Genomic DNA, 24,656 nt, shown 5'->3' with positions numbered 1-24,656 from the left:
ATGTCAGCCGTTGATGACGTCAGCGCCCTTCGGCACGGCGAACTTGAAGGTGTCGCTCTTGATCGGCGGGTTCTTCTGGATGTTCGAGAACGTCAGCAGCGTGACGTTGCCGAAGACGTCGTGCAGTTCCATCGCCTGGAGATTGCCGTCCTTGAAGCCGATGCCGACCGTCTCGAACTGCGTGTCCTTCGCCTTCGGCGTGAGTTCGAGCCAGTCGATGCCGCCCTTCTCGCCCGCATCGCGCAGATTGAAGTTCTTTTCCAGGTCGTTGCTGCCGAAGAGAATCGCGGCCGGGCTTGCACCGAGCGCGCCGCCGAGCGTGCGCACGGTGACCTGATTCAGATCTTTATCGTAGACGTAGAGCTTGTCGCCGTCGGCCTGAAGGATTTGCGAGTACGGTTTCTGATACGACCAGATGAACTTGCCCGGCCGCGCGAACATGAACGTGCCGCTGGAGGTTGCGCCCCTGGTCGGCACTTGCGTGGACGTCGCGCCGTTGTTCGTCTTGCCGGGCGCCTTGATTTCCTGCTGCGTGAAGTCGCCGCGCGCCGCGTGGACTTGCGACACGAACGCCTTCAATTGCTCCGTGCCGCTCGCGAATGCGTGCGATGCGACCAGCATCGACGCCGAAACCAGCGCCGTGCCGAATGCCTTGACGAAACTGCGCCCCGTAAACTGCTTCATGCTTGTGTTCTCCATATAACGCGCGGTCATTCCGCGTCGCGCGCCGGCGTGAGGATTTCGCGATTGCCGTTCGACGACATCGCCGAAACGAGACCGGAGTTCTCCATCTGCTCGAGCAGCCGCGCCGCGCGGTTGTAGCCGATGCGCAAGTGCCGCTGCACGAGCGAGATCGACGCGCGCCGGTTCTTGATGACGACCTCGACCGCCTGATCGTATAGAGGATCGGACTCGCCATCGGCGGCGCCGGTTCCGCCCGCGCCCGCCGAGCCTTCATCGCCGTCGCCCGCGAGGCCGCCTTCCAGAATGCCCTCGATATAGTTCGGCTCGCCGTGCTCCTTCAGCTTGTCGACGACGCGATGCACTTCCTCATCCGACACGAACGCGCCGTGCACGCGCACCGGCAGGCCCGAGCCCGGCGGCAGATAGAGCATGTCGCCCATGCCAAGCAGCGATTCGGCGCCCTGCTGATCGAGAATCGTGCGCGAATCGATCTTCGACGACACCTGGAACGCCATGCGCGTCGGCACGTTCGCTTTGATGAGGCCGGTGATGACATCGACCGAAGGGCGCTGCGTCGCGAGAATCAGGTGAATGCCCGCCGCGCGCGCCTTCTGTGCGATACGCGCGATCAGCTCTTCGACCTTCTTGCCGACGACCATCATCAGGTCGGCCAGCTCGTCGATCACGACGACGATATTCGGCAGGCGCGTGAGCGGCTCGGGCGCGTCGGGCGTGAGGCTGAACGGGTTCGGGATGGTCTCGTCGCGCTTTTTCGCGTCGTCGATCTTCGTGTTGAAGCTCGCAAGATTGCGCACGCCCATCTTGCTCATCAGCTTGTAGCGGCGCTCCATTTCGGCGACCGCCCAGTTGAGCGCGTGGCCCGCCTGGCGCATGTCGGTGACGACCGGACACAGCAAGTGCGGAATGCCTTCGTAGACGCTCATTTCGAGCATCTTCGGATCGATGAGGATGAGGCGCACCTGATCCGCGCTCGCCTTGTACAGGAGCGAGAGGATCATCGCGTTGATGCCGACGGACTTGCCCGAGCCCGTGGTGCCCGCGACGAGCAAGTGCGGCATCTTCGCGAGATCAGCGCAGACCGGGTTGCCGCCGATGTCCTTGCCGAGGCCCATCGTCAGCGGCGATGCGCCGTTCGCGTAGACCTCGGAGCCGAGAATCTCGGAGAGCTTGACCGTCTGACGGCGCTGGTTCGGCAATTCGAGCGCCATGTAGTTCTTGCCCGGAATCGTCTCGACGACGCGGATCGACACGAGCGACAGCGAACGCGCGAGATCCTTCGCAAGCCCGACGATCTGGCTGCCCTTCACGCCCGTCGCCGGCTCGATTTCATAGCGCGTGACGACCGGCCCCGGATACGCCGCGACCACGCTCACCTCGACGCCGAAATCCTTCAGCTTCTTTTCGATGAGACGCGACGTGTATTCGAGCGTATCGGCGGCGATGGTTTCCTGCGTCTTCGGCGGCGGATCGAGCAGCGCGAGCGGCGGCAAGGTGGAATCGCCCGGCAGGTCCTTGAAAAGCGGCACCTGCTTTTCCTTCTCGGCGCGCTCCGAGCGCGCGGGCGCGGGCGCGGCGGGCACGATCATCACCGGCTCGTGCTCCTCGCTCTTTTCGCGCGAGCGCACGACCTTGCCTTCGCGCTTGACCGCGGCCGCCTCGCCGAGCTTGCGATCGCGTCCGGCTTCGCGGCGCAGTTGCGCGCCGGTAATGGCGTTGAGAATGCCGTCGCCGACCTTCTCGCACACGGACAGCCACGAAAAGCGGAAATAGAGCGAGAGACCGATCGCGAGGGCGATCAGCAGGAACAGGGTCGCGCCCGTGAAACCGAGCGCATGCGACACGTGACGCGCGACCACATCGCCGACGACGCCGCCCGGTGCACGCGGCAGCTGCACCTTGAGCGACCACATGCGCAGCGCCTCGATGCCGTCGGAGGCTAGCAGCACGAGCACGAACGCAAAGGCTTCGGCGAGCCAGGTGCGATCCTTGGGCGCGTCGTCATCGACGACCGGCGGATGCGTGATCTTCCGATAATTCGCGACGATGCGCCGCGCGAGCAGCACGATCAGCCAGTAGGAAGACAGCCCGAAGACGAGCAGCAGGATGTCGGACGTGTATGCGCCGACGCGCCCCGCCCAGTTCGCGATGCGATCGACGCCGACCGCGTGGGTCCAGCTCGGATCCTTGCGGCTGTACGAGAGCAGCGCCATCACGAGAAAGAGTCCGAGCGCGACCTGGAGTATCCAGCGAATCTCGGTGAAGAGCCGCGACATGCGGTGCGGCAATGCCTGCGGGCTCGCGGAATAAGTAGCTTTGGCCATTGATTCGGTGTCGCTTGGTGTCGCTTGCTTGCGGCGCACGCGTCTCGCGCGAAGGGCCGCCTGAACGGTGGCCCATTGTAAACGCTGCGTTGCGGTGAAAGGCGCAAAACGGGCGGCTTCTTGCAACCTGTAACACTCGTCACGCACGCGTCATGGGGCGTTCCGCGCCCGGCGCGGCTATCAATCCCATTGAAAGGTTCATTCGGAAGGCTTTTTCCACCGCCTTTATAATCGTCGTTTTGCACCTAAATACGGTTCATCGGAAGCGTGGAGTCGGTATTGCTGCGTTGCGGGCATCGACCGGACGCTTTCCAGGCGCGCTTCCGACACCATCAATAACGGACCATCATCATGTCTTCGCCCAAACACGCCAAAGTGCTGATTCTCGGTTCCGGCCCCGCCGGCTACTCCGCCGCCGTTTATGCCGCGCGCGCGAACCTGTCGCCGCTGCTCGTCACCGGTCTCGCGCAAGGCGGCCAGTTGATGACCACCACGGACGTCGAGAACTGGCCAGGCGATCCTTCCGGCGTGCAGGGCCCGGAACTGATGCAGCGTCTCGAGGAACACGCGCGCCGCTTCAACACCGACATCGTCTTCGATCACATTCACACCGCGAAGCTCAACGAGCGCCCTTTCCGTCTGATCGGCGATTCGGGCGAGTACACGTGCGATTCGCTCGTCATCGCGACGGGCGCATCGGCGCAATATCTCGGCGTGCCGTCGGAAGAAGCGTTCATGGGCAAAGGCGTCTCGGCTTGCGCGACCTGCGACGGCTTCTTCTATCGCAACGGTGAAGTCGCGGTGATCGGCGGCGGCAATACGGCCGTCGAGGAAGCCATCTACCTCGCGGGCATCGCGAAGAAGGTGACGGTCGTGCATCGCCGCGACAAGTTCCGCGCCGAGCCGATCCTGATCGACCGCCTGCTCGCGAAGGAAAAAGAAGGCATCGTCGATATCAAATGGAATCACGTGCTCGACGAAGTCACCGGCGACCAGTCCGGCGTCACCGGCCTGCGCGTGAAGAACACGCAGTCGGGCGAGACGACAGACATCGCGCTGCAAGGCGTGTTCGTCGCGATCGGCCACAAGCCGAACACCGATCTCTTCGTGAACCAGTTGGAGATGAAGAACGGCTACATCATCACGAAGGGCGGCACGAGCGGCGATGCGACCGCCACGAGCATCCCCGGCGTGTTCGCCGCGGGCGACGTGCAGGATCACATCTACCGCCAGGCGATCACGAGCGCGGGCACGGGCTGCATGGCCGCGCTCGACGCGCAACGCTACCTCGAGACCATCGACGAGACGCCGACGCCGCATTCGATGAGCCACGAAGCGGATCGCTGATCGGACATCGCGACCCGCCGGCGTCAGCAACGACGGGCCGCGGCTCACGCCGCCGGCCCGTTTTCGTTTCGGCGCGCACGTGCCGCCGTTTCATGCGGCGGCGTCCGGTGCCAGGCCCGAGCGTGGCACAATCGGCGCGCCACGCGTCGAGTCCGAACCGACCCCGCCCCCATCCGCTCGCCGAACGATGCCGAAGAATCTTCCTCATCCGAACGAACCGAAAGTCCGCCGCAAGGAAGCGCCGCGCCCGGTCGCGCCCGCGCCGGAACCGGTCGATGCGCGCCATGTCGCCGCCGCCGTGAAGCGCGAAGGTCTGGCGGGTTTGTCGTCGCTCAAGAGCGCACTGAAAGCCGATGCCGAAAAGCGCGAAGTGCAGCGCGTCGCGGCGGCACGCGCGGAACGCGAAGCTGTCGAGGATGCCGGCGAGTTTCGTCGAGCGATCGGCGAAGTCGAGCCGCTCAAGACGCCGCCGCGCACGACCATCACGCGCATGCCGCCGCCGCCCGTGCCGCTGCAAAGCCGCCGCGACGAGGAAGCGGTGCTGCAGGAAGCGCTTTCCGACGAATACGATCCCGAAAGCCTGCTCGACATCGACGAAACGCTGTCCTTCTATCGTCCCGGCATCAGCCAGGAAGTGGTCAGAAAGCTGAGGCGCGGCGCGTGGATCGTGCAGGCACAGCTCGATCTGCACGGCATGCGCCGCGAGGAAGCGCGCGAGGCGCTCGCGGAGTTCATCCGCGAATCGGTGAAGCGCGGGCTGCGCTGCCTGCGCGTGATTCACGGCAAGGGGCTCGGCTCCATCGGCAAGGAACCGGTGTTGAAGGGCAAGGTGCGCGCGTGGCTCGTACAGAAGTCGGAGGTGATCGCGTTCTGCCAGGCGCGGCCGCACGACGGCGGCGCGGGCGCGGTGCTCGTGCTGCTGCAGCCGGGCGGCGCGCCGCGTCATCACAATCACCCGCAGGACAAGAGCCCGCGCAAGTTCCACCACGCGGGGCCGGACAGTGCATCCTAGACTGACCCTCGCCATCACCGTCATGGAGGCGCTCGCGATTTTCGCGTACGCGTTCTCCGGACTCATCGAGGCGCGCAAGCGCCGGCTCGACGCGGTCGGCGCGTTCCTCGTCGCGCTCGTGACCGCGTTCGGCGGCGGCACGGTGCGCGACGTGCTGCTCTCGCGCCGCCCCTTCTACTGGGTCGAGCATCAGGACTACGTGCTCTTCATCTTCGCGATGGCGATCTTCGCGCCGCTCTTTCTGCGCGTTACGTCACGCCTTTTCGACCAGCGCGCGCTCCTCGTCACCGATGCGATCGGGCTCGGCCTCTTCAGCGTGTCGGGCACGTCGATCGCGCTCGACGCGCAAATGCCCGCCTTCACCGCGACGATGATGGGCGTCGTCACGGGCGTGTTCGGCGGCGTGATGCGCGACGTGCTCTGCAACGAGATTCCGCTGATCCTGCGCGATTCACGTCCGTACGCCGTCTGCGCGTTCGCCGGCTGCTGGATTTATCTCGGACTGGAGCGGCTCGACGTCGACACGATCTACAACGTGCTCATTTCGACGGCGTTCATCCTGATCGCGCGGCTCATCACGTTCAAGCTCGACATCCGCTTGCCGCATTAGCCGCCTGGCAAGCGCGGCGCGCTGCGCGATACAGGCGGTAAAACCCTTCCATTTGCTACAATCGCGTAGTTTTCTAGCCCCGCATCCGGCCGCGATGCAGCCCGCTCCGGTCGCCATCACGCACACAGAACATGAACATCGAGCAAGCGCGTTTCAACATGATCGAGCAACAGATTCGTCCGTGGGAAGTGCTGGACCAGGACGTGCTGAACCTGCTCGCGATCGTCAAGCGCGAGAACTTCGTTCCCGCCGCGTACCGCAACATCGCTTTCGCGGACCTCGAAGTGCCGCTGGAAGGCGGCGAGCGCATGCTGTCGCCGAAGGTCGAAGCCCGCGTCCTGCAGGAACTCGCGATTCACAAGGGCGAAACCGTGCTGGAAATCGGCACCGGCTCGGGTTACATGGCGGCGCTGCTCGCGCATCGCGGCCGCAGCGTGACGACGGTCGAAATCTCGCCCGCACTCGCCGCTTTCGCGCAGCAGAATCTGGCCGCCAACGGCGTGACGAACGTGGAAGTCATCACCGGCGACGGCGCGCTCGGCTGGCAGCAAGGCGCACCTTACGACGTCATCTGCGTGTCGGGCGGTCTGCCGGTCATGCCGCAGGAATTCCTCGAGCAACTGAAGATCGGCGGGCGCATCGCGGCGTTCGTCGGCGCGGCGCCGGTCATGAAGGCGCAGATCATCACGCGTGTCGACGAAAAGCAGTTCCGCGTGTCGGATGTGTTCGAAACGCTCGTCGCGCCGCTGAAAAACGCGGTGCATCCGTCGCAGTTCAAGTTCTAAGCTGAAAGCGCGCCGCCGGCCATGCCGGCGCCGCGCGTCTTGCCGGAATCTCCATGCAAAACCTCACCGCATCCGACCTCGCCGCGTGGCTCGCCGATTCGTCGCGCCCCGCTCCCGTCCTGCTCGACGTGCGCGAGCCCTGGGAAATCCAGACGGCAGCGATGAACGGCATCGTATCGATTCCGATGCGCGACATCCCCGCGCGCAGCGAAGAACTCGACGACGAAGCGCAGATCGTCTGCATCTGCCATCACGGCGCGCGCAGCGCGCAGGTCGCGATGTTCCTCGAATCGCGCGGCTTCACGCAGATGTTCAATCTGTACGGCGGCATCGACGCGTGGTCGCGTCAGGTCGATCCGTCGGTGCCTACTTACTGATTTCGCGCGCGGCGCGAACGCTCATCCTTCGCTGGACCAGAGCGCCGTGCCGTTCGCCGAAAAGATCGCGAGATAGCCGTTCGGCAGGATGTACGCGTAGGCGCCCGGATTGCCCGAGGTGTGCGTCTGCCAGACCATCGCGCCGTTGCTGTCGTACATCGCGAGATTGCCGTCCTCCTGCATGCGGACTTCGATGCCCGGCGTGCCGCTCACCTTCGATGACCAGATCGTCGCGCCATTCCTGACCGCGACGAGATAACCGTCGCCCTGCAAGTTCAACTGCACATTCCCGCTGCACGCCGCGAGCGATCCGCCCGCCGCGATGCCCTCGCCCATCGCGATGCGCCCGCACGACGTCGGCGCGTTGATCGGCGGCAGCGCGGCGAACCAGCCGAGATCGACGGCATTGGCGATCGCCAGCATGCCGGCATCGTTCGGATGGAGGTCGTCGCCGCTGTTGAAGGCGCGCGCGAAAGCGGCGGAGTCGGTTGCGCCCACCGGATTGCCCAGCGCCGCAGCCAGATCGAGCACTGCGTCGCAGCCGCTTTCCCTGGTGCGCAGATACGCGTTCACGGTCTGCCGCGTGTTCTCGATCTTGGGCGTCCATTCGTCGAGACCCTCGAACGGCGTGAGCGTCGAGCAGATGAGACCCACTCTCGCCGCGGCCGTCTGCTGAACGAGTTGCTGATAAGCGGCGATCAGTTGCTGCGCGCTCGGCGGATTGCCGCTGATGAGATTGTTCACGGCGTCGTCGGAGACGATCACCCATTTGACGTTGGTCTGCGCGAGCACGTCGCGGTTAAAGCGCGTGAGCCCCGCCTGACCCGAGCCGTCCGTGAAGAAATTGTTGCCGCTGATACCCTGGTTCAGCACGCCGACCGTCATGCCCGCGCGGATCAGCCGTTCCGCGAGCCGGTTCGGCCAGCGCCGGTTCGCGTTGGGCGTCGATGCAAGCCCGTCCGTGATCGACGCGCCGAACGTGACCACCGCGCCCGTCGCGGCGGCGTTCATCACGTCGACGTTGGTGAGAAAGTAGTACGACTGCTCGCCCGCCGCGTTGACAACGCCACCGGTGAACGCCGGGTCCGCGCTGACATCGCCCGGTGCGATCCAGTTGTCCTGCAAGCCTTCGATATGTCCGGTCGATCCCGGCGGCGTACGCGACGGAATATGAAAGCTCACGGCGATATCGGCGAGCGCGGGCACCTGAAACGGGATTGCGTCGGTCTGCACCGTGCCGCCGGCGGGAATCGTCACGTAAGGCTGGCCGTTGAAGGTCGCGGCCTTGTCGGTTCCGGCGATCGTGCGCGCGCCGCTCGCCCGGCGCGCGATATGCACGTCGCCGAGCGTGACCGGCTGCGAGCCGAAAAGATTGGAGAAGGTCAGACGCGCGGCCGTGCCGCCGATGCTCGTATGCACGACATGGCGGATCGTCTGGTTGTTGAAGCCGCTATCGGCGGTGACGTCGGGCGCGGCCGACCACGTTCCGGTCCACGGTGCGCTCGTGATGACCCCCTGCGCGAAGTAATGCGACGTGTCCGGCCAGGACAGAAAGACGACGAGCGCCAGGCCGACGAGCTTGTGTAACCCTCGCTTCACGTCCGCCTCCTGTTTCGATCTTCGGATTGGTGGAAGGAAACTAGACCACGCCGCGCGCCCCGCCGTCGTGCGCTAACGTACAGACAACGTCAACCCGTAGCTCCCGCACCGCAAAAAAGAAAGCCGCATGAAAGCGTATCTTCATGCGGCTTTGTCCTGAACAGCGACGCAATGCGGATCAGAGAATCAGACGACGTTCATCGCCAGCGCGCTTGCGCGATAGTGTTCAGCGGCTTTCTCCGTGTCGCCGAGCTGCTCGTGCAGACGGGCGAGCGCGCGATGCGTGCGGATCTTGAGCGGCTCGTTATCGGCGAGTTTGAGCGCCGATTCAAGGAACGCCTGCGCCTTGCCCCACAACTGCTGATGCAGACACAGCCGGCCGAGCGTGAACAGCAGGTCGGCGTCTTCGGTGCGCTCCTTCTGCCACGCTTCGGCGCGCTGAATGAGCGGAAACGCGTCGCCGCCGACGATGCAATCCGGATAGCGCCGCAACAGCCGCGCGTCCCAGTTATGCGCGAGCGCATCTTCGACGATCTTCTTCGCTTCCGCGCGGCGATCCAGCGCGATCAGCAATTCCGCGGCGAGATCGGCGAGACGCGGCGACTGGCGCTCGGTCGCCGAAAGCGATTGCCAGAATTCCATCAGCGCATCGGGATTGTGACGGCGATCGCGCAGCAGGTTTTCCGCCGCGACCTGACGCAGCCGCACCGCGACGGCCGGATGCAGCGCCTCGCGCTTTTCCAGCATGCGCACGAGCTTGAGCACCTCGCCCCAGTTCTTCAACTGTTGCTGCGCGCGCAGCGCGATCTGCTGCGCGTGAATGCGACGGCCGCCCTGCGCCTGCATTTCGGTCAGCGCGACGAGCGCGCCGTCGGCGTCGCGGCCATCGGCGCGCATGTCGGCGGTCGCCATCAGACGCGCGTCCTGCCAGTCCGCGCCCGCGACTTGCGCGAGCCATTCGTCGCGGCGCGCGTATTCATGCAGACGATGCGCCGCGTTCGCACCGATGAGTCCCGCCGCGCCCTTGTTGTCATCGACGGACAACGCATCGCGCGCGGCCTTCTCGGCCTTCGAGAAGCGCCCGGCGTACAGATGCCCGATGGCATCGCGCAGCGACGCATTGGCCTTCGCGAGCTTGCTGCGCGCGCGATACGCAGCGACGCGCGACGGCATCTTCCACACGCCGCGCACCGCGCGAATGATCGCGTACAGCACGATGAACAGCACGACGAGCGCGACCGCGAACAGATTGAGCGACATGTCGACGCGATACGGCGGCATCACGAGCAAGATCTGCCCGCCGTTGAAGCCGCCGACCGTCGCGACGATCACCGCGACCGCGAACAGCAGCGCGAGCCAGATGAGTCCACGAATCGTCATCATCCGCCTCGCTTGAACTGATGGACGGCGGCGAGGCTGGCGTTCAGGTTCGGCACGGCGACGGCGAGCGACGCCTGATCGACCTGCTTCACGAGATCGCGCACGGCCTGCACTTTTTTGGACGACGCATCGAAGTAGCGGCCGAGCGCGGCGTCGGCGGCGCGCAGATCCGACTTGAGCGTCGGTTCGCTGCGCGAAAGCAGCGACAGACGCGCGGACAAGAGGCGCAGCTTCACGTTCTCGCGCACGAAGTAGCCTTGATCGGGCGACGCGAGCATCGCATCGGCGTTATCGATGCGGCGCACGGACACGAGGCTCGACAACTGCTGCCCGATGCCGTTCGTGATCTGATGCCACAGCACCTTCCAGCGCGGCTCGCCGGTGGCCGCCGCGATCGACGCGCTGTTCGCCGGCTCGGCGGCCTGCGCCTGGGCGCGGGCGATCGGCGCCTCGCCCGAGAGCGGCAACTGGTCGATCTGGTCGATGGCCGTGTCGAGTTTGATCGCGAGGCCGGTGAGATCGGTCGACGGCGTGGCTTTGAGCTTGTCGATGTCCTGCGCGATCGCCTTGCGGATCGCGACGACCTGCGGCCCGGTGGTGGCGGCAAGACGCGTGTCGGCGCTTTGCAGCGCGAAAAGCGCGAGTTGCACGTTGCCGGTGAGCTGCAACTGCTGGCTCGCGCTCGACAGAATCTGCTCGACTTCGGCGACGGTCCAGTCGTCGCGATTGCTCGCGAGGTCCTGATACTGCTGCTGCAGCGCCTGGCTGTGCGCTTCGGCATCGGCGAGTTTGCCTTGCAGCTGAATGATCTGCGTGTTGAGCGCGCCAGTCGCGCTCGCGGCCTGATCGGCCTTCGCGCGCAGATCGGCGTTCTGCTCGTCGGACTGCGCGAGGCGCTGGGACATCTCTGCGTCGGCGCGATCGAACTTGCGGTTCAGCACGAAGGCGCCCGCGCCCGCCGCCACCGCCAGAATGACGACGACCAACCACAACAACACGATGCCCGCGCCGCCGCCGCGCCGCTGCTGCTGCTCGAAAGGCGTGAAGGGCGTGTTCGGCGGCAAGGGCGGTGTCACGTTCGGCTGAGGTGAAGCTTTCTTGGAATCGTTCGAATCAGTCATGCGTGATTGAGCCGTTTCATAGGCCGTTTCATAGGCCGTTTGTTGGGCCGGTGCGGTGGCCGGATCGGCGTCCGTCGGCGCGGATGAGGTAGTGGTCGAAGCCGATGCGCTCGCGCTCGCGTGCGCGGTAGTCTCCGGATCGCGTTGGCGCGGGAACAGCGCTTCCAGCGCATGTGCGATGCGCTCGTCGCCCGCGCCGGACACCGTAATCCTATCAAAACCCGCTCCCCGCGCGGCTTCGGCGATGCGCGGGTGCGGGCAGACGAGCGGCGTGCGCTTGAGAAGGACGATTTCGTCGGCGGTGAGATGCTCGTGCGCGAGTTCGGCGAGATTGCGCACGCCTTCGGAACTCGTCAGCAGCCACGCGTGCGGCGCGCCTGCCAGCAGTTCGTGGATGCGCTCCCACTTTTGCATCGACGGTTCCGGCAGCACGCGGCGATACGCGGCGGCCTTCTCGACCTGCGCCCCCGCTCCGGCCAGCCGCTCGGCGAGCCATTCGCGCCCGCCGTCGCCGCGCACGATCAGCACGCGTTTGCCAGCAAGACCGTTCGTGCCGAAATGCGCGCCGATCGCGGCGTAGAGCGCTTCGGAATCGAAACGCGGATCGGCATCTTCGGCCGACGGACTGATCACGCGATGCGACGGCGCATGCACGCCCTGCCGCGAAAGCGCCGCGACCGAGCCGGGACCGACGACCGCAACGGGAAGATCGGCGGGCCACGGCGCGGCGAGCCGGGAGAACGCATGATCGATCGCATTCGGCGACACGAACACGACGAGCGCGTAACGCTCGGGCGCTTCGCGCGGCAGGAAGAGCTCGTCGAGCGCGGCGCGCAGCGGGGCATCGTCGGCAACGGGCGCGATATCGATGAGCGGAAACTCCAGCGTCTCGAAGCCCGCGCCCGCGAGCAGCGCGAGCAAGGCGGACGACTGCCCGTCCGGACGCGTGACGACGATGGTGGCGCGGCGCTCGCTCGCCATCAGGACGCGGGCCCCGAGGGCGCGGTGTTCGGACCGTCGGGGCGGAATATCGTCTTGAGTGCATCGACGATGTCGAATGCGCCTTGTGCCTCGAGATCGGCCGACACGCGCTGCCCGAGCGCGAGCGCGGCGGCGAGATCGGGCGCCTGCACGCTTTCTTCCGCGCGCAGCATGCGCTTGCCATCGGGCATCGATACCGCGCCGCGCAGATGCAGCGCGCCCTCGCGCCACACAGCATGCGCCGCGAGCGGCACTTCGCAACTGCCGCCGAGCGCGCGCGACACCGCGCGTTCCGCCTCGACCGCGAGCGCGGTGCGTTCGTCATGCAGAGGCGCGAGCCACGCGGCGAGATCGGCGCGATCCGCGCGAATCTCGATGCCGAGCGCGCCCTGCCCCGCCGCCGGCAAGCTCTCCGCCGGATCGAGCAGCGCACGGATGCGCGCTTCGAGACCGAGCCGCTTCAGACCGGCCGCCGCGAGAATGATCGCCGCGTACTCGCCGCGATCGAGCTTGGCAAGACGCGTATCGAGATTGCCGCGCAACGGGCGCACTTCGAGCGCGGGAAAACGCGCGCGGATCATCGCTTCCCGGCGCAGGCTCGACGTACCGACGATGCTTCCCGCCGGCAGCGCATCGAGCGATGCGTAATGCGCCGACACGAACGCATCGCGCGGGTCTTCACGCTCCATGATCGCGCCGAGCGTGAACCCTTCGGGCAGTTCCATCGGCACGTCTTTCAGTGAATGCACGGCGAGATCGGCGCGGCCGTCCGCGATGGCGGCTTCGAGTTCCTTCACGAACAATCCCTTGCCGCCGACCTTCGACAGCGTGCGATCCAGAATCTGATCGCCGCGTGTTGTCATTCCGAGGATTTTCACGTCGCAAGATGGATATAATTTGTGCAGCGCACACCGCACGTGCTCGGCCTGCCACATCGCCAGCCGGCTTTCCCGCGAAGCGATGACGATGCTCGCGGGCGGTGTCGTTGAATGCGTCTCGGAATTCATTGATGCTCGATCGAATGACGGGATGGATGAATAGACATTAGCGAATAATGGTAGCACGCACGCCACGGTCCACCGGTTCGCAGGCAGCGCGCGAGAGCCTTGTCCGATGCGCCTTTCGGGGCATCCGGCCGGCCGCATCGCAACGCTGTGCCCCGGCGTGACTTCGGCTTCGCAGCTTTCGAGAGGAACCCAACGTGACGTCTTCCGGATCGGCTCGCCCGGCGCGCCGCAGCGCCGCATTGCCCCAGTCTTCCGCCTCCGACGCGCCGCGCACGGCGTCGTCGCCCATCGTCGCGACGAAGGCCGCCACGGCCGCGAAGGCATCGAAAGCCGCCATCGCGCCGAAGCCGAGGCCGGGCATCAAGGCCGCGTCCCCGCGCGTCGCGGCCAAGACGAGAGCGCCGCGCGCAAACGGCGCGGCCGCCGCCGTCAAATCCGCGACTGCCGTTAAGTCAGCCAAGTCCGCGAAACCCGCGAGCCGCACGCGCGACGACAAGGACCGCCCGCTCTTCGAGGACATCCGCTTCCTCGGACGGCTGCTCGGCGAGGTGCTGCGCGAGCAGGAAGGCGACGCCGTGTTCGATGTCGTCGAGGCCATTCGTCAGACGGCGGTGAAGTTCCGCCGCGAGGACGATGTCGAAGCGTCGCAGACGCTCGAAAAGAAATTGCGCGCGCTGTCGCCGGAACAGACCGTCTCGGTCGTGCGCGCGTTCAGCTATTTCTCGCATCTTGCGAATATCGCGGAGGACCGTCATCACAACCGGCGCCGGCGCATTCACGCGCTCGCGGGCTCGGGTTCGCAGCCGGGCACCATCGCGTATGCCATAGAGCGCATGCGCGAGCACAAGAACATCAGCGCGACGCGCAAGCTGCTGGAAAAGTTTTTCGGCGATGCGCTGATTGTGCCCGTCCTCACCGCGCATCCGACCGAAGTCTCGCGCAAGAGCATTCTCGACGCGCAACACGATATCGCGCGTCTGCTCGCCGAACGCGATCAGGAACTGACCGCACGCGAACGCGCGCAGAACGAAGCCGTGTTGCGCGCGCGCGTGACGTCGCTGTGGCAGACGCGCATGTTGCGCGACGCGCGCCTGTCCGTCACCGACGAAATCGACAACGCGCTCTCGTACTATCGCGCCACGTTCCTCGCGGAAATTCCCGCGCTCTACGCCGATATCGAAGGTGCGCTCGCGGAGCACGGCCTGCCCGTGCGCCTGCCGCCGTTCTTCCAGATGGGAAGCTGGATCGGCGGCGATCGCGACGGCAATCCGTTCGTCACCGGCGAAACGCTCGAAACCGCGATCACGCGTCAGGCGATCGTGATCTTCGAACACTATCTGGAAGAGACGCACAAGCTCGGCGCGGAGCTGTCGGTGTCGGACCTGCTCGCCGGATCGAGCGAGGCATTGAAGGCGCTCGCCGATGCATCGCCCGATCAGTCGCCGCATCGCACGGACGAACCGTACCGGCGCGCGCTCATCGGCATGTACACGCGGCTCGCGGCAAGCGCGCGCGTGCGGCTCGGCGAAGGCGTCGTGACCGTGCGCAGCGCGGGGCCGGGCGCGCCGCAGATTCGCGCGAAGCCCTACGCCGATGCCTCCGAGTTCGTGCTCGACCTGCACGTGCTGATCGATTCGCTCGCGGAGCATCACGGCGCGTCGATGTCGAGCCTGCGCCTGTCGCCGCTCGTGCGCGCCGCCGAAGTGTTCGGCTTCCATCTGGCGAGCATCGACTTGCGGCAAAGCTCGGATATTCACGAGGCGGTGGTGACCGAACTGCTCGCGCGCGCGGGCGTGGTCGAGGAATACGCGGCGCTTTCCGAGGAGCAGAAGCGCGACGTGTTGCTGAAGGAACTGGCGCAGCCGCGTCCGCTGCGTCTGCCGTATGCGCAATATTCCGATCTGGCGAAGAGCGAACTCGGCGTGCTCGAAGCGGCCCGCGAAACGCGCGCGAAGTTCGGCGCGCGCGCGGTGCGCAACTACATCATCTCGCACACGGAAACCGTCAGCGACTTGCTGGAAGTCATGTTGCTGCAGAAGGAAACGGGCGTGCTGCAAGGCTATCTCGGCGCGAAGGACGATTCCCCGCGCGATGGCCTGATGGTGATTCCGCTCTTCGAAACCATCGCCGATTTGCGCAACGCGCCGGTCATCATGGGCGAGTTCTTCGCGCTGCCGGGCATCGACAGGCTCATCGAGAATCAGGGCAACGAGCAGGAAGTGATGCTTGGCTATTCGGACAGCAACAAGGACGGCGGTTTCCTCACGTCGAACTGGGAGCTGTATCGCGCGGAACTGGCGCTTGTCGCGCTCTTCAAGGAACGCGGCACGACGCTGCGCCTCTTTCACGGACGCGGCGGCACGGTCGGTCGCGGCGGCGGCCCGACGTATCAGGCGATTTTGTCGCAGCCGCCCGGCACCGTCGACGGGCAGATCCGTCTGACCGAGCAAGGCGAAGTCATCGCGAGCAAGTTCGGCAATCCGGAAATCGGGCGGCGCAATCTGGAGACGGTCGTCGCCGCGACGCTGGAGGCATCGCTGTTGCCGCACGAAAACGCGCCTGCGCAACTGCCGCAATTCGAAGCGACGATGCAAACGCTCTCCGATTCCGCGATGGCCGCGTATCGCGCGCTCGTCTACGAGACGCCGGGCTTCACCGACTACTTCTTTCTGTCGACGCCGATTTCGGAGATCGCGGAGCTGAACATCGGCAGCCGGCCGGCGTCGCGCAAGCTGCAGGATCCGAAGCAGCGCAAGATCGAAGACTTGCGCGCGATTCCGTGGGGCTTTTCGTGGGGCCAGTGCCGTCTCTTGCTAACCGGCTGGTACGGCTTCGGCAGCGCGGTGTCGGCGTATCTCGACCGCGCCGGTTCCGACGATGAACGCGCAAAACGCCTCGCGACGCTGCGCAAGATGCACAAGACGTGGCCGTTCTTCAAGAACCTGCTGTCGAACATGGACATGGTGCTCGCGAAGACCGACCTCGCGGTCGCGTCGCGCTATGCGCAACTCGTCACCGACAAGAAGCTGCGCAAGACCGTGTTCGACAAGATCGTCGCGGAGCATCAGCGCACGTGCGACGTGCTCGGCGAAATCACCGGCAAGAGCGATCGTCTCGCCGATAACCCGCTGCTCGCGCGTTCGATCAAGAACCGGTTTCCGTATCTCGATCCGCTCAATCACTTGCAGGTGGAGTTGCTGAAGCGCCATCGCGCGGGGGATCAGAATGTGCGGCTGCGGCGCGGGATTCATTTGACGATCAATGGGATTGCCGCGGGGTTGCGGAATACGGGGTGATTTTGCCGCGTGGCGAGGGGTTTTGATTCGGCGTGCGAAGCTGCCTTTGACTTGTGCTTAGGCTTTCGCCGGATCCCGGTTGCTTTGTGGTCTATTAGCACTGCCCCTGTGCGGGGCGGCAGTCACTTTCTTTGCTGCTGCAAAGAAAGTAACCAAAGAAAGCAGCTTTTCAGGCCCGCGGTCACACGCAGTTTGGGTAGTTCTCTCGCCCTAGGCGGCCCTCGCCTAAAGAGTGCCCTCGTAGGACCAAGCGGTCTTGGCTCGCGCACGGTCTGACGTGCCGTAACGCCAAGCGTGCTGGTTCAGCACGAAACGGTTCCGGCACAGCGCTACGCGCTGCCGCCGGGTGTGCGCGGGAAACCGATGGTACGCGTGCGCATCGAGATGGCGGCCTTAGGAAGAAGCACACGCAAACCCGATCAACCCATCGGCCGCGCAGCGGGCCGGAGCTATCTGGTGCTGAACCAGCGAGCCACGCGGCGCGATGTGACGGACCGTGCGCGATCCACGCCCGGTGATTGTGATGAGGGCACTCTTTAGGCGAGTGCCACGATGAAAGAGAGAACTACCCAACGTGCGTGTGACCGCGGGCGTATCAGAAGCTGCTTTCTTTGGTTACTTTCTTTGCAGCAGCAAAGAAAGTGACTGCCGCCCCGCACAGGGGCAGTGCTAATAGACCAAAAAGAAATCAGGATTCCATAAAAGAATCAAATAATGTGACCCGCGAACCAAAAAACTGCTTTCTTTGATCACTTCCTTTGCAGCAGCAAAGAAAGTGACATCCGGCGACGTCGACGGCATTCAATCTCGCCGCTTCGCCTCGATCATCAAAGCATCCAACTCGAACGAACAATCATCCTTCACGGCGAAGTACTGCCGCACTTCATCCGGCGCTCCGCTCCACATCGACCGGATAGCCGTAACACGCTCAGAAGGCGTTCGCATCCGCGTAACCCAAGCCTCGAACTCCAGCGGAATACGCCAGCGCTGCGTGATTTGCGCGTCGAAACCGGCGGCGTCGAGCATCGCGATCCATTCATCCGCGCGATAGTCGCGAATATGCGATGCATCGCGCAAAATTTCGATCGCCTGGATATGCGTGTCGTAAAGCGGATCGTCGATGCCCGCAATATCGATGAACTTGAGCCGCCCGCCCGGCTTCAACACGCGACAAACTTCCTTCAGCGCCGAGGAAACGTCGCGCCAGTGATGCGCGCTCATGCGGCTCACCGCCCAGTCGAACGATGCATCCTCGAACGGCAACGTTTCTGCCGCGCCCAGCCGTGTGCGGATCGTCGTCAGGCCGCGCTCCCTGGCGGCAGCTTCGACCGTCGCGAGCATCTGGGGCGCGATATCGTACACGACGATCTCACGCACGTGCGGCGCGATCGCAAAGCTCGCATGCCCCGCGCCACAGCCCATGTCCAGCACGCGCGCGTTGCCGCACGTGGCCTCGAAAGTCGCTGAAAGATTCTCCAGATCCGCGCCGCTCGCATGGACGGCGCTCGTGAGATAGGCGGCGGCAGTGCTGCCGAATGCATCTGCAACCTGGTCGTGATGTTTCATCGTGGGCTCCGGTTTTATCGTGGTCTCGTGTCGCTACAATAGAGCGCGTCTTGTACCAGTACAAGTTGTGCATTTATTCTGGTATGTACACCACCCGTTTCGCATGAATCACATCCACAAAAACGAATCCCTCGCCGAAACGTCCGCGCATGCGCTCGGCGAATTCATCCGCGCGCATCGCGAAAGGCTCTCGCCGCAAGCGGTCGGTCTCGCGCCCGGCCCGCGCCGCCGCACGCCCGGCCTGCGCCGCGAGGAAGTCGCGCAACTGTGCGGCGTGAGTCCGACCTGGTACACGTGGATCGAGCAAGGGCGTCCCGTGTCCGCTTCCGCCGATGCCCTCGCGCGCATCGCCGTCGCACTGCAACTGTCGCGCGCCGAACGCGCGTATCTGTTCGAACTCGCCGCCCAGCGCGATCCCGCCGAGCCCGACCCCGCCTCGCAGGACGCGCCCGCCGCGCTGCTGCGCACGGTCGGTCTGATCGGCGCGCCCGCCTATGTGCTCGATCGTCAGTGGAACGCGCTGCGCTGGAACGAGCACGCGTCGGCGCTGCTCGTCGGCTGGCTCGACGGCGAGCACGACCGCAATCTGCTCACGTACACGTTCACGTCGCCGGCGGCGAAGGCGTTGATCGTCGATTGGGACACGCGCGCGCGCCGTCTTGCCGCCGAATTTCGCGCCGATTCGATCCGCCATCTGAACGATGCGCCGACGCGCGCGCTCATCGACGATCTCTCCGCCGCGAGCGATGCCTTCGCGCGCTACTGGGCGTCGCAGGACGTCTTCGAGCGCGAGGGCGGCGAGCGCGCGTTCAATCATCCGTCGCGCGGGCGTGTCGTGTTCGACCAGATCACGTTCAAGCCCGCGCATCGCGAGGATTTGAAGCTCGTGATTTTGATCGGATCGGAATAGTGCCGAATGTTAAAATTCTCGACTTCCCGAAGCTCTCATCGTTGAGAACACCATGACGTCCCAACTCCACAAAAAAGGCGAAGCCTGGTCGGCTCGCTTCTCCGAGCCGATGTCGGAGCTCGTCAAGCGCTACACGTCGTCGGTGTTCTTCGACAACCGGCTCGCGCTCGTCGACATTCAAGGCTCGCTCGCGCACGCGTCGATGCTCGCGGCGCAGAAGATCATCAGCGCCGACGATCTCGCGGCCATCGAGCGCGGCATGGCGCAGATCAAGGGCGAAATCGAGCGCGGCGAGTTCGAATGGAAGCTGGATCTGGAAGACGTGCATCTGAACATCGAGGCGCGGCTGACCGCGCTGATCGGCGATGCGGGCAAGCGCCTGCACACGGGGCGCTCGCGCAACGATCAGGTCGCGACCGACATCCGCCTGTGGCTGCGCGGCGAAATCGACCGCATCGGCGAGTTGCTGAAGGAGCTGCGCGTCGCGCTCATCGACATGGCCGAAAAGCATGCCGACACCATCATGCCGGGCTTCACGCACTTGCAGGTCGCGCAGCCGGTGACGTTCGGTCATCACCTCCTGGCGTATGTCGAAATGTTCTCGCGCGATGCCGAGCGCATGCGCGATTTGCGTCGTCGCGTGAACCGTCTGCCGCTCGGCGCCGCGGCGCTCGCGGGCACGAGCTATCCGATCGATCGTCACGCGGTCGCTACGACGCTCGGTTTCGACGGCATCTGCGCGAACTCGCTCGATGCCGTGTCCGACCGCGACTTCGCGATCGAATTCACGGCGGCGGCCGCGCTCGTGATGACGCACGTTTCGCGCTTCTCCGAAGAACTCGTGCTGTGGATGAGCCCGCGCGTCGGTTTCATCGATCTGGCGGACCGTTTCTGCACGGGTTCGTCCATCATGCCGCAGAAGAAGAATCCCGACGTGCCCGAGCTCGCGCGCGGCAAGACCGGGCGCGTGAACGGTCATCTGATGGCGCTGCTCACGCTGATGAAAGGCCAGCCGCTCGCGTACAACAAGGACAATCAGGAAGACAAGGAGCCGCTCTTCGATACCGTCGATACGGTCGCGGACACGTTGCGTATCTTCGCGGAAATGGCGGCGGGCATCACCGTCAAGCCGCAGGCGATGCGCGCGGCTGCGCTACAAGGCTTCTCGACCGCCACCGATCTCGCGGACTACCTCGTGAAGCGCGGCCTGCCCTTTCGCGACGCGCACGAAGCGGTCGCGCACGCGGTGCGCATCTGCGACGATCGCGGCTGCGATATCGCGGACCTGTCGCTCGACGCGATGCGTATGGAATTGCCGAACGTCGCGCATCTGATCGGCGAGGACGTGTTCGAATATCTGACGCTCGAAGGCTCAGTCGCGAGCCGCAATCATCCGGGCGGCACCGCGCCGGATCAGGTGCGCGCGGCGGCAAAGGCGGCACGCGCGGCGCTTTGATCGCCTTGTCGCGTGGCTGATCTCGAAGGCTGTTCGCAAGAACAGCCTTTTTTCTTTCCGGACGCGGCTTCATGTCTCGCACGCGATGCGGCACATTTTCGAGATAATCAGGGATTCATCGCGCGTTCATTGCGTACTCATCGGCAAGTTCGGACATGATCATTCGCCCCAAGCTTCACTGGTTCCGGCTGCTGTTCGTGTGGCGCGGCTCGGTGCTGCCGCAGTTGCTGCCACGCCTCGGGCTGATTTTCGCGCTGTCGATCGCGGCGATCTTCATGCACGATCACATGCGCCACTATCCGATCGGGCTCGGCACGCCGCCGTTCGCGCTCGTCGGCATCGCGCTCGCGGTGTTTCTCGGCTTTCGCAATGGCGCGAGCTACGAGCGCTGGTGGGAAGGCCGCAAACTGTGGGGCGCGCTGCTCAATACGTCGCGCGCGCTGGCGCAACAGGTGTTGTCGTTGCAGGAGCCGCGCGAGCCCGCCGAATCGCGATGCTTCCTCGCCGCGCTGGGGGCGCTGCCCCACGCGTTGAGACATCAGTTGCGCAACACCGATGCACTCGCCGATCTCGCGCCGCGCCTGCCGCCCGAACTGCACGCCCGCGTCGCCGCCGCAACGTTTCGGCCCGCGCTGATTCTGCTCTGGCTCGGCGAATGGGTTGCCGCACGCCGACGCGAAGGCGCACTCGATGGCTATGCCGTGCTCGCGATTCAGCACAATCTGAATGCACTTTCCGATGTGATCGGCGGATGCGAGCGCATCGCGTCGACGCCGTTGCCGTTCTCCTACTCGGTGATGATTCACCGCACCATCTATCTCTTCTGCGTGATGCTGCCGTTCGGGCTCGTCGATGGCGCGGGCTTGCTGACGCCGCTCTTCGCACTGCTCGTCGCGTATGCGTTCATGGCGCTGGAGGCGATCGCGGCGCAGATCGAAGACCCGTTCGGGCTCGAAGAAAACGATCTTGCGCTCAACGCGATGTGCGGCGCGATCGAAGCCGCGCTGCACGACATGGCGGCCGACGCGGGGTTTGCAATGCCGCCCCGGCCCGCTGCGTCTTCGCGCGATTTCATTCTCGACTGATACGGCCGCACGAATTCGATCTTTCGTCGAACGACACAAATCGTTTCGCGATACCGGCTGCTTTGCGCGCACGACATCGTTCATAATCGTGCCGACTCATCCAGGAGAAATTGTTTTGAAACTGTTCTACAAGGCAGGCGCCTGTTCCCTCGCTTCGCACATCGCGCTCGAAGAATCCGGGCTTGCTTACGAAATCGAAACCGTCGATCTCAAGACCAAGCTCACCGCAAGCGGCGCGGACTTCACGAAGATCAACGCGAAAGGCTACGTGCCCGCGCTTCTGCTCGACAGCGGCGAACTGCTGACCGAAGGCCCGGCGATCATGCAATACATCGCCGATCAGGTTCCGGCCAGGCATCTCGCGCCGCTCAACGACGCGATGGCGCGCTATCGCCTGCAAAGCTGGCTCACGTTCATCGGCACGGAACTGCACAAGAACTTCTCGCCGTTCTTCAATCCGGCCGCGAGCAGCGACTGGAAAGCCGCGGCGATGGCCAACCTCGAACGACGTCTCGCTTACGTCGCGCAGCAAGTCGACGACAAGCAGTTCCTGCTCGGCAACGAGTTCAGCATCGGCGACGCGTATCTGTTCACAGTTTTGAGCTGGGCGAAGCACATCGATCTCGACCTCGGCAAGTGGCCGGCGCTCGTCGCGTATCAGGAACGTATCGGCGCGCGCCCCGGCGTGCAGGCCGCGCTCAAGGCCGAAGGCCTGATCTAAGTCGGCCAACGCGCTTCGGATGAAAAAACGGCCCTTTCGGGCCGTTTCGTTTTTGGATCGTCTCAGGTACGCACGCAATCGACGAAATACTCGATGCGCCCGTTGATCATCTCGCCGACGAGGCCGTGGATGTCCGTGTGGAAACCCGGGAAGCGCTCGTTGAACTCGCGCGCGAAGCGCAGATAATCGACGATCGTGCGATTGAAGCGCTCGCCCGGAATCAGCAACGGAATGCCCGGCGGATACGGCGTCAGCAAGATAGACGTCACGCGGCCTTCGAGTTCGTCGATGGGCACGCGGTCGATCTCGCGGTGCGCGAGCTTCGCGAACGCTTCGGACGGCTTCATCGCCGGTTCCATGCTCGACAGATACATCTCGGTCGTCAGACGCGCGATGTTGTTCGCGCGATAGACGCTGTGAATCTGCCCGCACAGATCGCGCAGACCGATGCGCTCGTACGACGGATGCTGCGCGACGAACTCCGGCAGCACGCGCCACAGCGGCTGATTGTTGTCGTAGTCGTCCTTGAACTGCTGCAGCTCGGTGACCATCGAGTTCCAGCGGCCCTTCGTAATGCCGATCGTGAACATGATGAAGAACGAGTACAGGCCGGTCTTCTCCACGATGATGCCGTGCTCCGCCAGATACTTCGTCACGATCGCGGCCGGAATGCCGCTCTCGCCGAACTCGCCGTCCACGTCGAGTCCCGGCGTGATGATCGTCGCCTTGATCGGATCGAGCATGTTGAAGTTTTCCGCGAGCGCGCCGAAGCCGTGCCAGCGGTCGTTGGGCTTCAGCATCCAGTCCTCGCGATCGCCGATGCCCTCTTCGGCCAGCGCGTCCGGGCCCCAGACCGTGAAGAACCAGTCGTCGCCGTATTCGGCGTCGACTTTGCGCATCGCGCGGCGGAAGTCGAGCGCTTCCGCAATCGATTCCTCGACGAGCGCCGTGCCGCCCGGCGGCTCCATCATCGCGGCGGCGACGTCGCACGAGGCGATGATCGCGTATTGCGGCGACGTCGACGTATGCATCAGATACGCCTCGTTGAAACGATGGCGGTCGAACGTGCTGTTCTCGCTGTCCTGCACGAGAATCTGCGATGCCTGCGAGATGCCCGCGAGCAGCTTGTGCGTCGAGTGCGTGGCGAACACGAGCGCGCCGGTGCGCGGACGGCCCGCGCCGATCGCGTGCATGTCCTGATAGAACGAATGGAACTCGGCGTGCGGCAGCCAGGCTTCGTCGAAATGCAGCGTGTCGAGCATGTCGCCGAGCAGGTCCTTGATCATCTCGACGTTGTAGATCACGCCGTCGTAGGTGCTTTGCGTGATCGTCAGGATGCGCGGCTTGACCTTCGGGTTCTTCGCGAGCGCCTCGCGCGCGAATGGATTCGCCTCGATCTTCTTGCGGATGTTTTCCGGCTTGAACTCGTCGCGCGGAATCGGCCCGATGATGCCGAAGTGATTGCGCGTCGGCGTGAGGAACACGGGGATCGCGCCGGTCATCGTGATCGCGTGCAGGATCGACTTGTGGCAGTTGCGATCGACGAGCACGATATCGCCCGGCGCGACGGTCGCGTGCCACACGATCTTGTTCGACGTCGACGTGCCGTTGGTCACGAAAAAGAGATGATCCGCGCTGAAGATGCGTGCGGCGTTACGCTCGGACGCCGCGACGGGGCCGGTGTGATCGAGCAGCTGGCCGAGTTCGTCGACGGCGTTGCACACGTCCGCGCGCAGCATGTTCTCGCCGAAGAACTGATGGAACATCTGGCCGAGCGGATTCTTCAGAAACGCGACGCCGCCCGAGTGGCCCGGACAGTGCCACGAATACGAGCCTTCTTCCGCGTACTGCACCAGTTCCTTGAAGAACGGCGGCGCGAGAGAATCGAGATACACCTTCGCCTCGCGGATCACGTGCCGCGCGACGAACTCCGGCGTGTCTTCGAACATGTGGATGAAACCGTGCAGTTCGCGCAGGATGTCGTTCGGCAAGTGACGCGAGGTGCGCGTTTCGCCGTAGAGGAAGATCGGGATATCGGCATTGCGGCGGCGCACGGCGTTGATGAACGCGCGCAGCGCGACGATCGCCGATGCGAGTTCCGGCGTGTCGCCCTCGACGACGACGTTATCGGCGTAAGGCAGCAGTTCGTCGTCATCGATCGACAAAATGAAGCACGACGCGCGGCTCGACTGTTGCGCGAATGCGGCGAGATCGCCGTAGCTCGTCAGGCCGAGGACTTCGGCGCCCTCTTTTTCGATCGCCTCGGCAAGCGCCCGGATGCCGGAACCCGAGATATTCTCGGAGCGAAAGTCTTCGTCGATGATGACGACGGGAAAGCGGAACTTCATGGGGCGAATCTCCAAATGGAAACGACCGC

18 protein-coding genes are annotated in these 24,656 nt (G+C 64.7%); 10 read left to right on the top strand and 8 right to left on the bottom strand.

Going from position 1 to position 24,656, the window contains the following annotated elements; all coding sequences use genetic code 11:
* Positions 1–3: 3 nt before the first annotated feature.
* Together lolA and AWB77_RS16855 are read right to left on the bottom strand one after the other, a co-directional pair.
* Positions 4–699, bottom strand: a complete 696-nt coding sequence (lolA, locus tag AWB77_RS16860; protein ID WP_374728697.1) for an outer membrane lipoprotein chaperone LolA — start codon at positions 697–699, stop codon at positions 4–6.
* A gap of 11 nt (positions 700–710) precedes the next feature.
* A complete protein-coding gene (locus AWB77_RS16855) occupies positions 711–3,026 on the bottom strand; it encodes a DNA translocase FtsK (RefSeq protein ID WP_061135585.1) in 2,316 nt (771 codons plus the stop codon).
* A gap of 351 nt (positions 3,027–3,377) precedes the next feature.
* On the opposite strand from AWB77_RS16855, the gene trxB reads away from it, so the two are divergent.
* From trxB to AWB77_RS16830, 5 genes are all read left to right on the top strand, one after another.
* Entirely contained in the window at positions 3,378–4,373 is a 996-nt protein-coding gene (trxB, locus tag AWB77_RS16850; RefSeq protein WP_061135584.1) for a thioredoxin-disulfide reductase, read from the top strand.
* Positions 4,374–4,560: 187 nt separating this feature from the next.
* A complete protein-coding gene (locus tag AWB77_RS16845; protein WP_061135583.1) occupies positions 4,561–5,385 on the top strand; it encodes a Smr/MutS family protein in 825 nt (274 codons plus the stop codon).
* Positions 5,375–5,995, top strand: a complete 621-nt coding sequence (locus AWB77_RS16840; protein WP_061135582.1) for a trimeric intracellular cation channel family protein — start codon at positions 5,375–5,377, stop codon at positions 5,993–5,995. The genes AWB77_RS16845 and AWB77_RS16840 overlap by 11 nt, the downstream gene beginning before the upstream one ends.
* A gap of 131 nt (positions 5,996–6,126) precedes the next feature.
* Positions 6,127–6,780: a protein-L-isoaspartate O-methyltransferase family protein gene (locus AWB77_RS16835; protein ID WP_061135581.1), complete on the top strand. Its 654-nt coding sequence runs from the start codon at positions 6,127–6,129 to the stop codon at positions 6,778–6,780.
* Positions 6,781–6,833: 53 nt separating this feature from the next.
* Positions 6,834–7,157 carry a rhodanese-like domain-containing protein gene (locus tag AWB77_RS16830; RefSeq protein ID WP_061135580.1) on the top strand — a complete coding sequence of 108 codons (324 nt, stop codon included), beginning with the start codon at positions 6,834–6,836 and terminating at the stop codon, positions 7,155–7,157.
* Between the two features lie 21 nt (positions 7,158–7,178).
* On the opposite strand, the gene AWB77_RS16825 is transcribed toward AWB77_RS16830, so the two are convergent.
* The 4 genes from AWB77_RS16825 to hemC all read right to left on the bottom strand — a co-directional run bounded on the left by AWB77_RS16825 (position 7,179) and on the right by hemC (position 13,245).
* On the bottom strand, positions 7,179–8,756 hold the full coding sequence (locus AWB77_RS16825) for a GDSL-type esterase/lipase family protein (RefSeq protein ID WP_061135579.1): 1,578 nt from the start codon (positions 8,754–8,756) through the stop codon (positions 7,179–7,181).
* A 186-nt stretch (positions 8,757–8,942) separates the two neighbouring features.
* On the bottom strand, positions 8,943–10,136 hold the full coding sequence (locus tag AWB77_RS16820; RefSeq protein ID WP_208601528.1) for a heme biosynthesis protein HemY: 1,194 nt from the start codon (positions 10,134–10,136) through the stop codon (positions 8,943–8,945).
* Positions 10,136–12,238 carry a fused uroporphyrinogen-III synthase HemD/membrane protein HemX gene (hemDX, locus tag AWB77_RS16815; RefSeq protein WP_061135577.1) on the bottom strand — a complete coding sequence of 701 codons (2,103 nt, stop codon included), beginning with the start codon at positions 12,236–12,238 and terminating at the stop codon, positions 10,136–10,138. Before hemDX ends, AWB77_RS16820 begins: the two co-directional genes overlap by 1 nt.
* Positions 12,238–13,245 carry a hydroxymethylbilane synthase gene (gene hemC / locus AWB77_RS16810; RefSeq protein ID WP_061135576.1) on the bottom strand — a complete coding sequence of 336 codons (1,008 nt, stop codon included), beginning with the start codon at positions 13,243–13,245 and terminating at the stop codon, positions 12,238–12,240. Before hemC ends, hemDX begins: the two co-directional genes overlap by 1 nt.
* 194 nt (positions 13,246–13,439) lie before the next feature.
* Between hemC and ppc the strand changes: the two genes are divergently transcribed.
* Complete coding sequence (gene ppc, locus AWB77_RS16805) at positions 13,440–16,541, top strand: phosphoenolpyruvate carboxylase (protein ID WP_061135575.1); 3,102 nt, start codon at positions 13,440–13,442, stop codon at positions 16,539–16,541.
* A gap of 801 nt (positions 16,542–17,342) precedes the next feature.
* Here the strand turns inward: ppc and AWB77_RS16800 are convergent.
* Entirely contained in the window at positions 17,343–18,107 is a 765-nt protein-coding gene (locus AWB77_RS16800; RefSeq protein WP_061135574.1) for a class I SAM-dependent methyltransferase, read from the bottom strand.
* A gap of 103 nt (positions 18,108–18,210) precedes the next feature.
* Here AWB77_RS16800 and AWB77_RS16795 point away from each other — a divergent pair, with 103 nt between their 5' ends.
* The 4 genes from AWB77_RS16795 to gstA all read left to right on the top strand — a co-directional run bounded on the left by AWB77_RS16795 (position 18,211) and on the right by gstA (position 22,279).
* Positions 18,211–19,017 carry a helix-turn-helix transcriptional regulator gene (locus AWB77_RS16795; RefSeq protein WP_061135573.1) on the top strand — a complete coding sequence of 269 codons (807 nt, stop codon included), beginning with the start codon at positions 18,211–18,213 and terminating at the stop codon, positions 19,015–19,017.
* A gap of 52 nt (positions 19,018–19,069) precedes the next feature.
* Positions 19,070–20,473 carry an argininosuccinate lyase gene (argH, locus tag AWB77_RS16790; protein ID WP_061135572.1) on the top strand — a complete coding sequence of 468 codons (1,404 nt, stop codon included), beginning with the start codon at positions 19,070–19,072 and terminating at the stop codon, positions 20,471–20,473.
* 155 nt (positions 20,474–20,628) lie between these two features.
* Entirely contained in the window at positions 20,629–21,558 is a 930-nt protein-coding gene (locus AWB77_RS16785) for a bestrophin family protein (protein ID WP_061135571.1), read from the top strand.
* Positions 21,559–21,673: 115 nt separating this feature from the next.
* A complete protein-coding gene (gene gstA, locus AWB77_RS16780) occupies positions 21,674–22,279 on the top strand; it encodes a glutathione transferase GstA (RefSeq protein WP_061135570.1) in 606 nt (201 codons plus the stop codon).
* 62 nt (positions 22,280–22,341) lie between these two features.
* Here the strand turns inward: gstA and AWB77_RS16775 are convergent, their stop codons facing one another.
* Positions 22,342–24,627 (bottom strand): arginine/lysine/ornithine decarboxylase, encoded by a 2,286-nt coding sequence (locus tag AWB77_RS16775; protein WP_061135569.1) that lies wholly within the window; start codon positions 24,625–24,627, stop codon positions 22,342–22,344.
* Positions 24,628–24,656 lie beyond the last annotated feature (29 nt).

Origin of the sequence: Caballeronia fortuita, assembly GCF_001544835.2 — a bacterium.
GTDB lineage: Bacteria > Pseudomonadota > Gammaproteobacteria > Burkholderiales > Burkholderiaceae > Caballeronia > Caballeronia fortuita.
The sequence above is the reverse complement of the archived record's forward strand: the minus strand, read 5'-3'. Positions and strand labels throughout refer to the sequence as shown.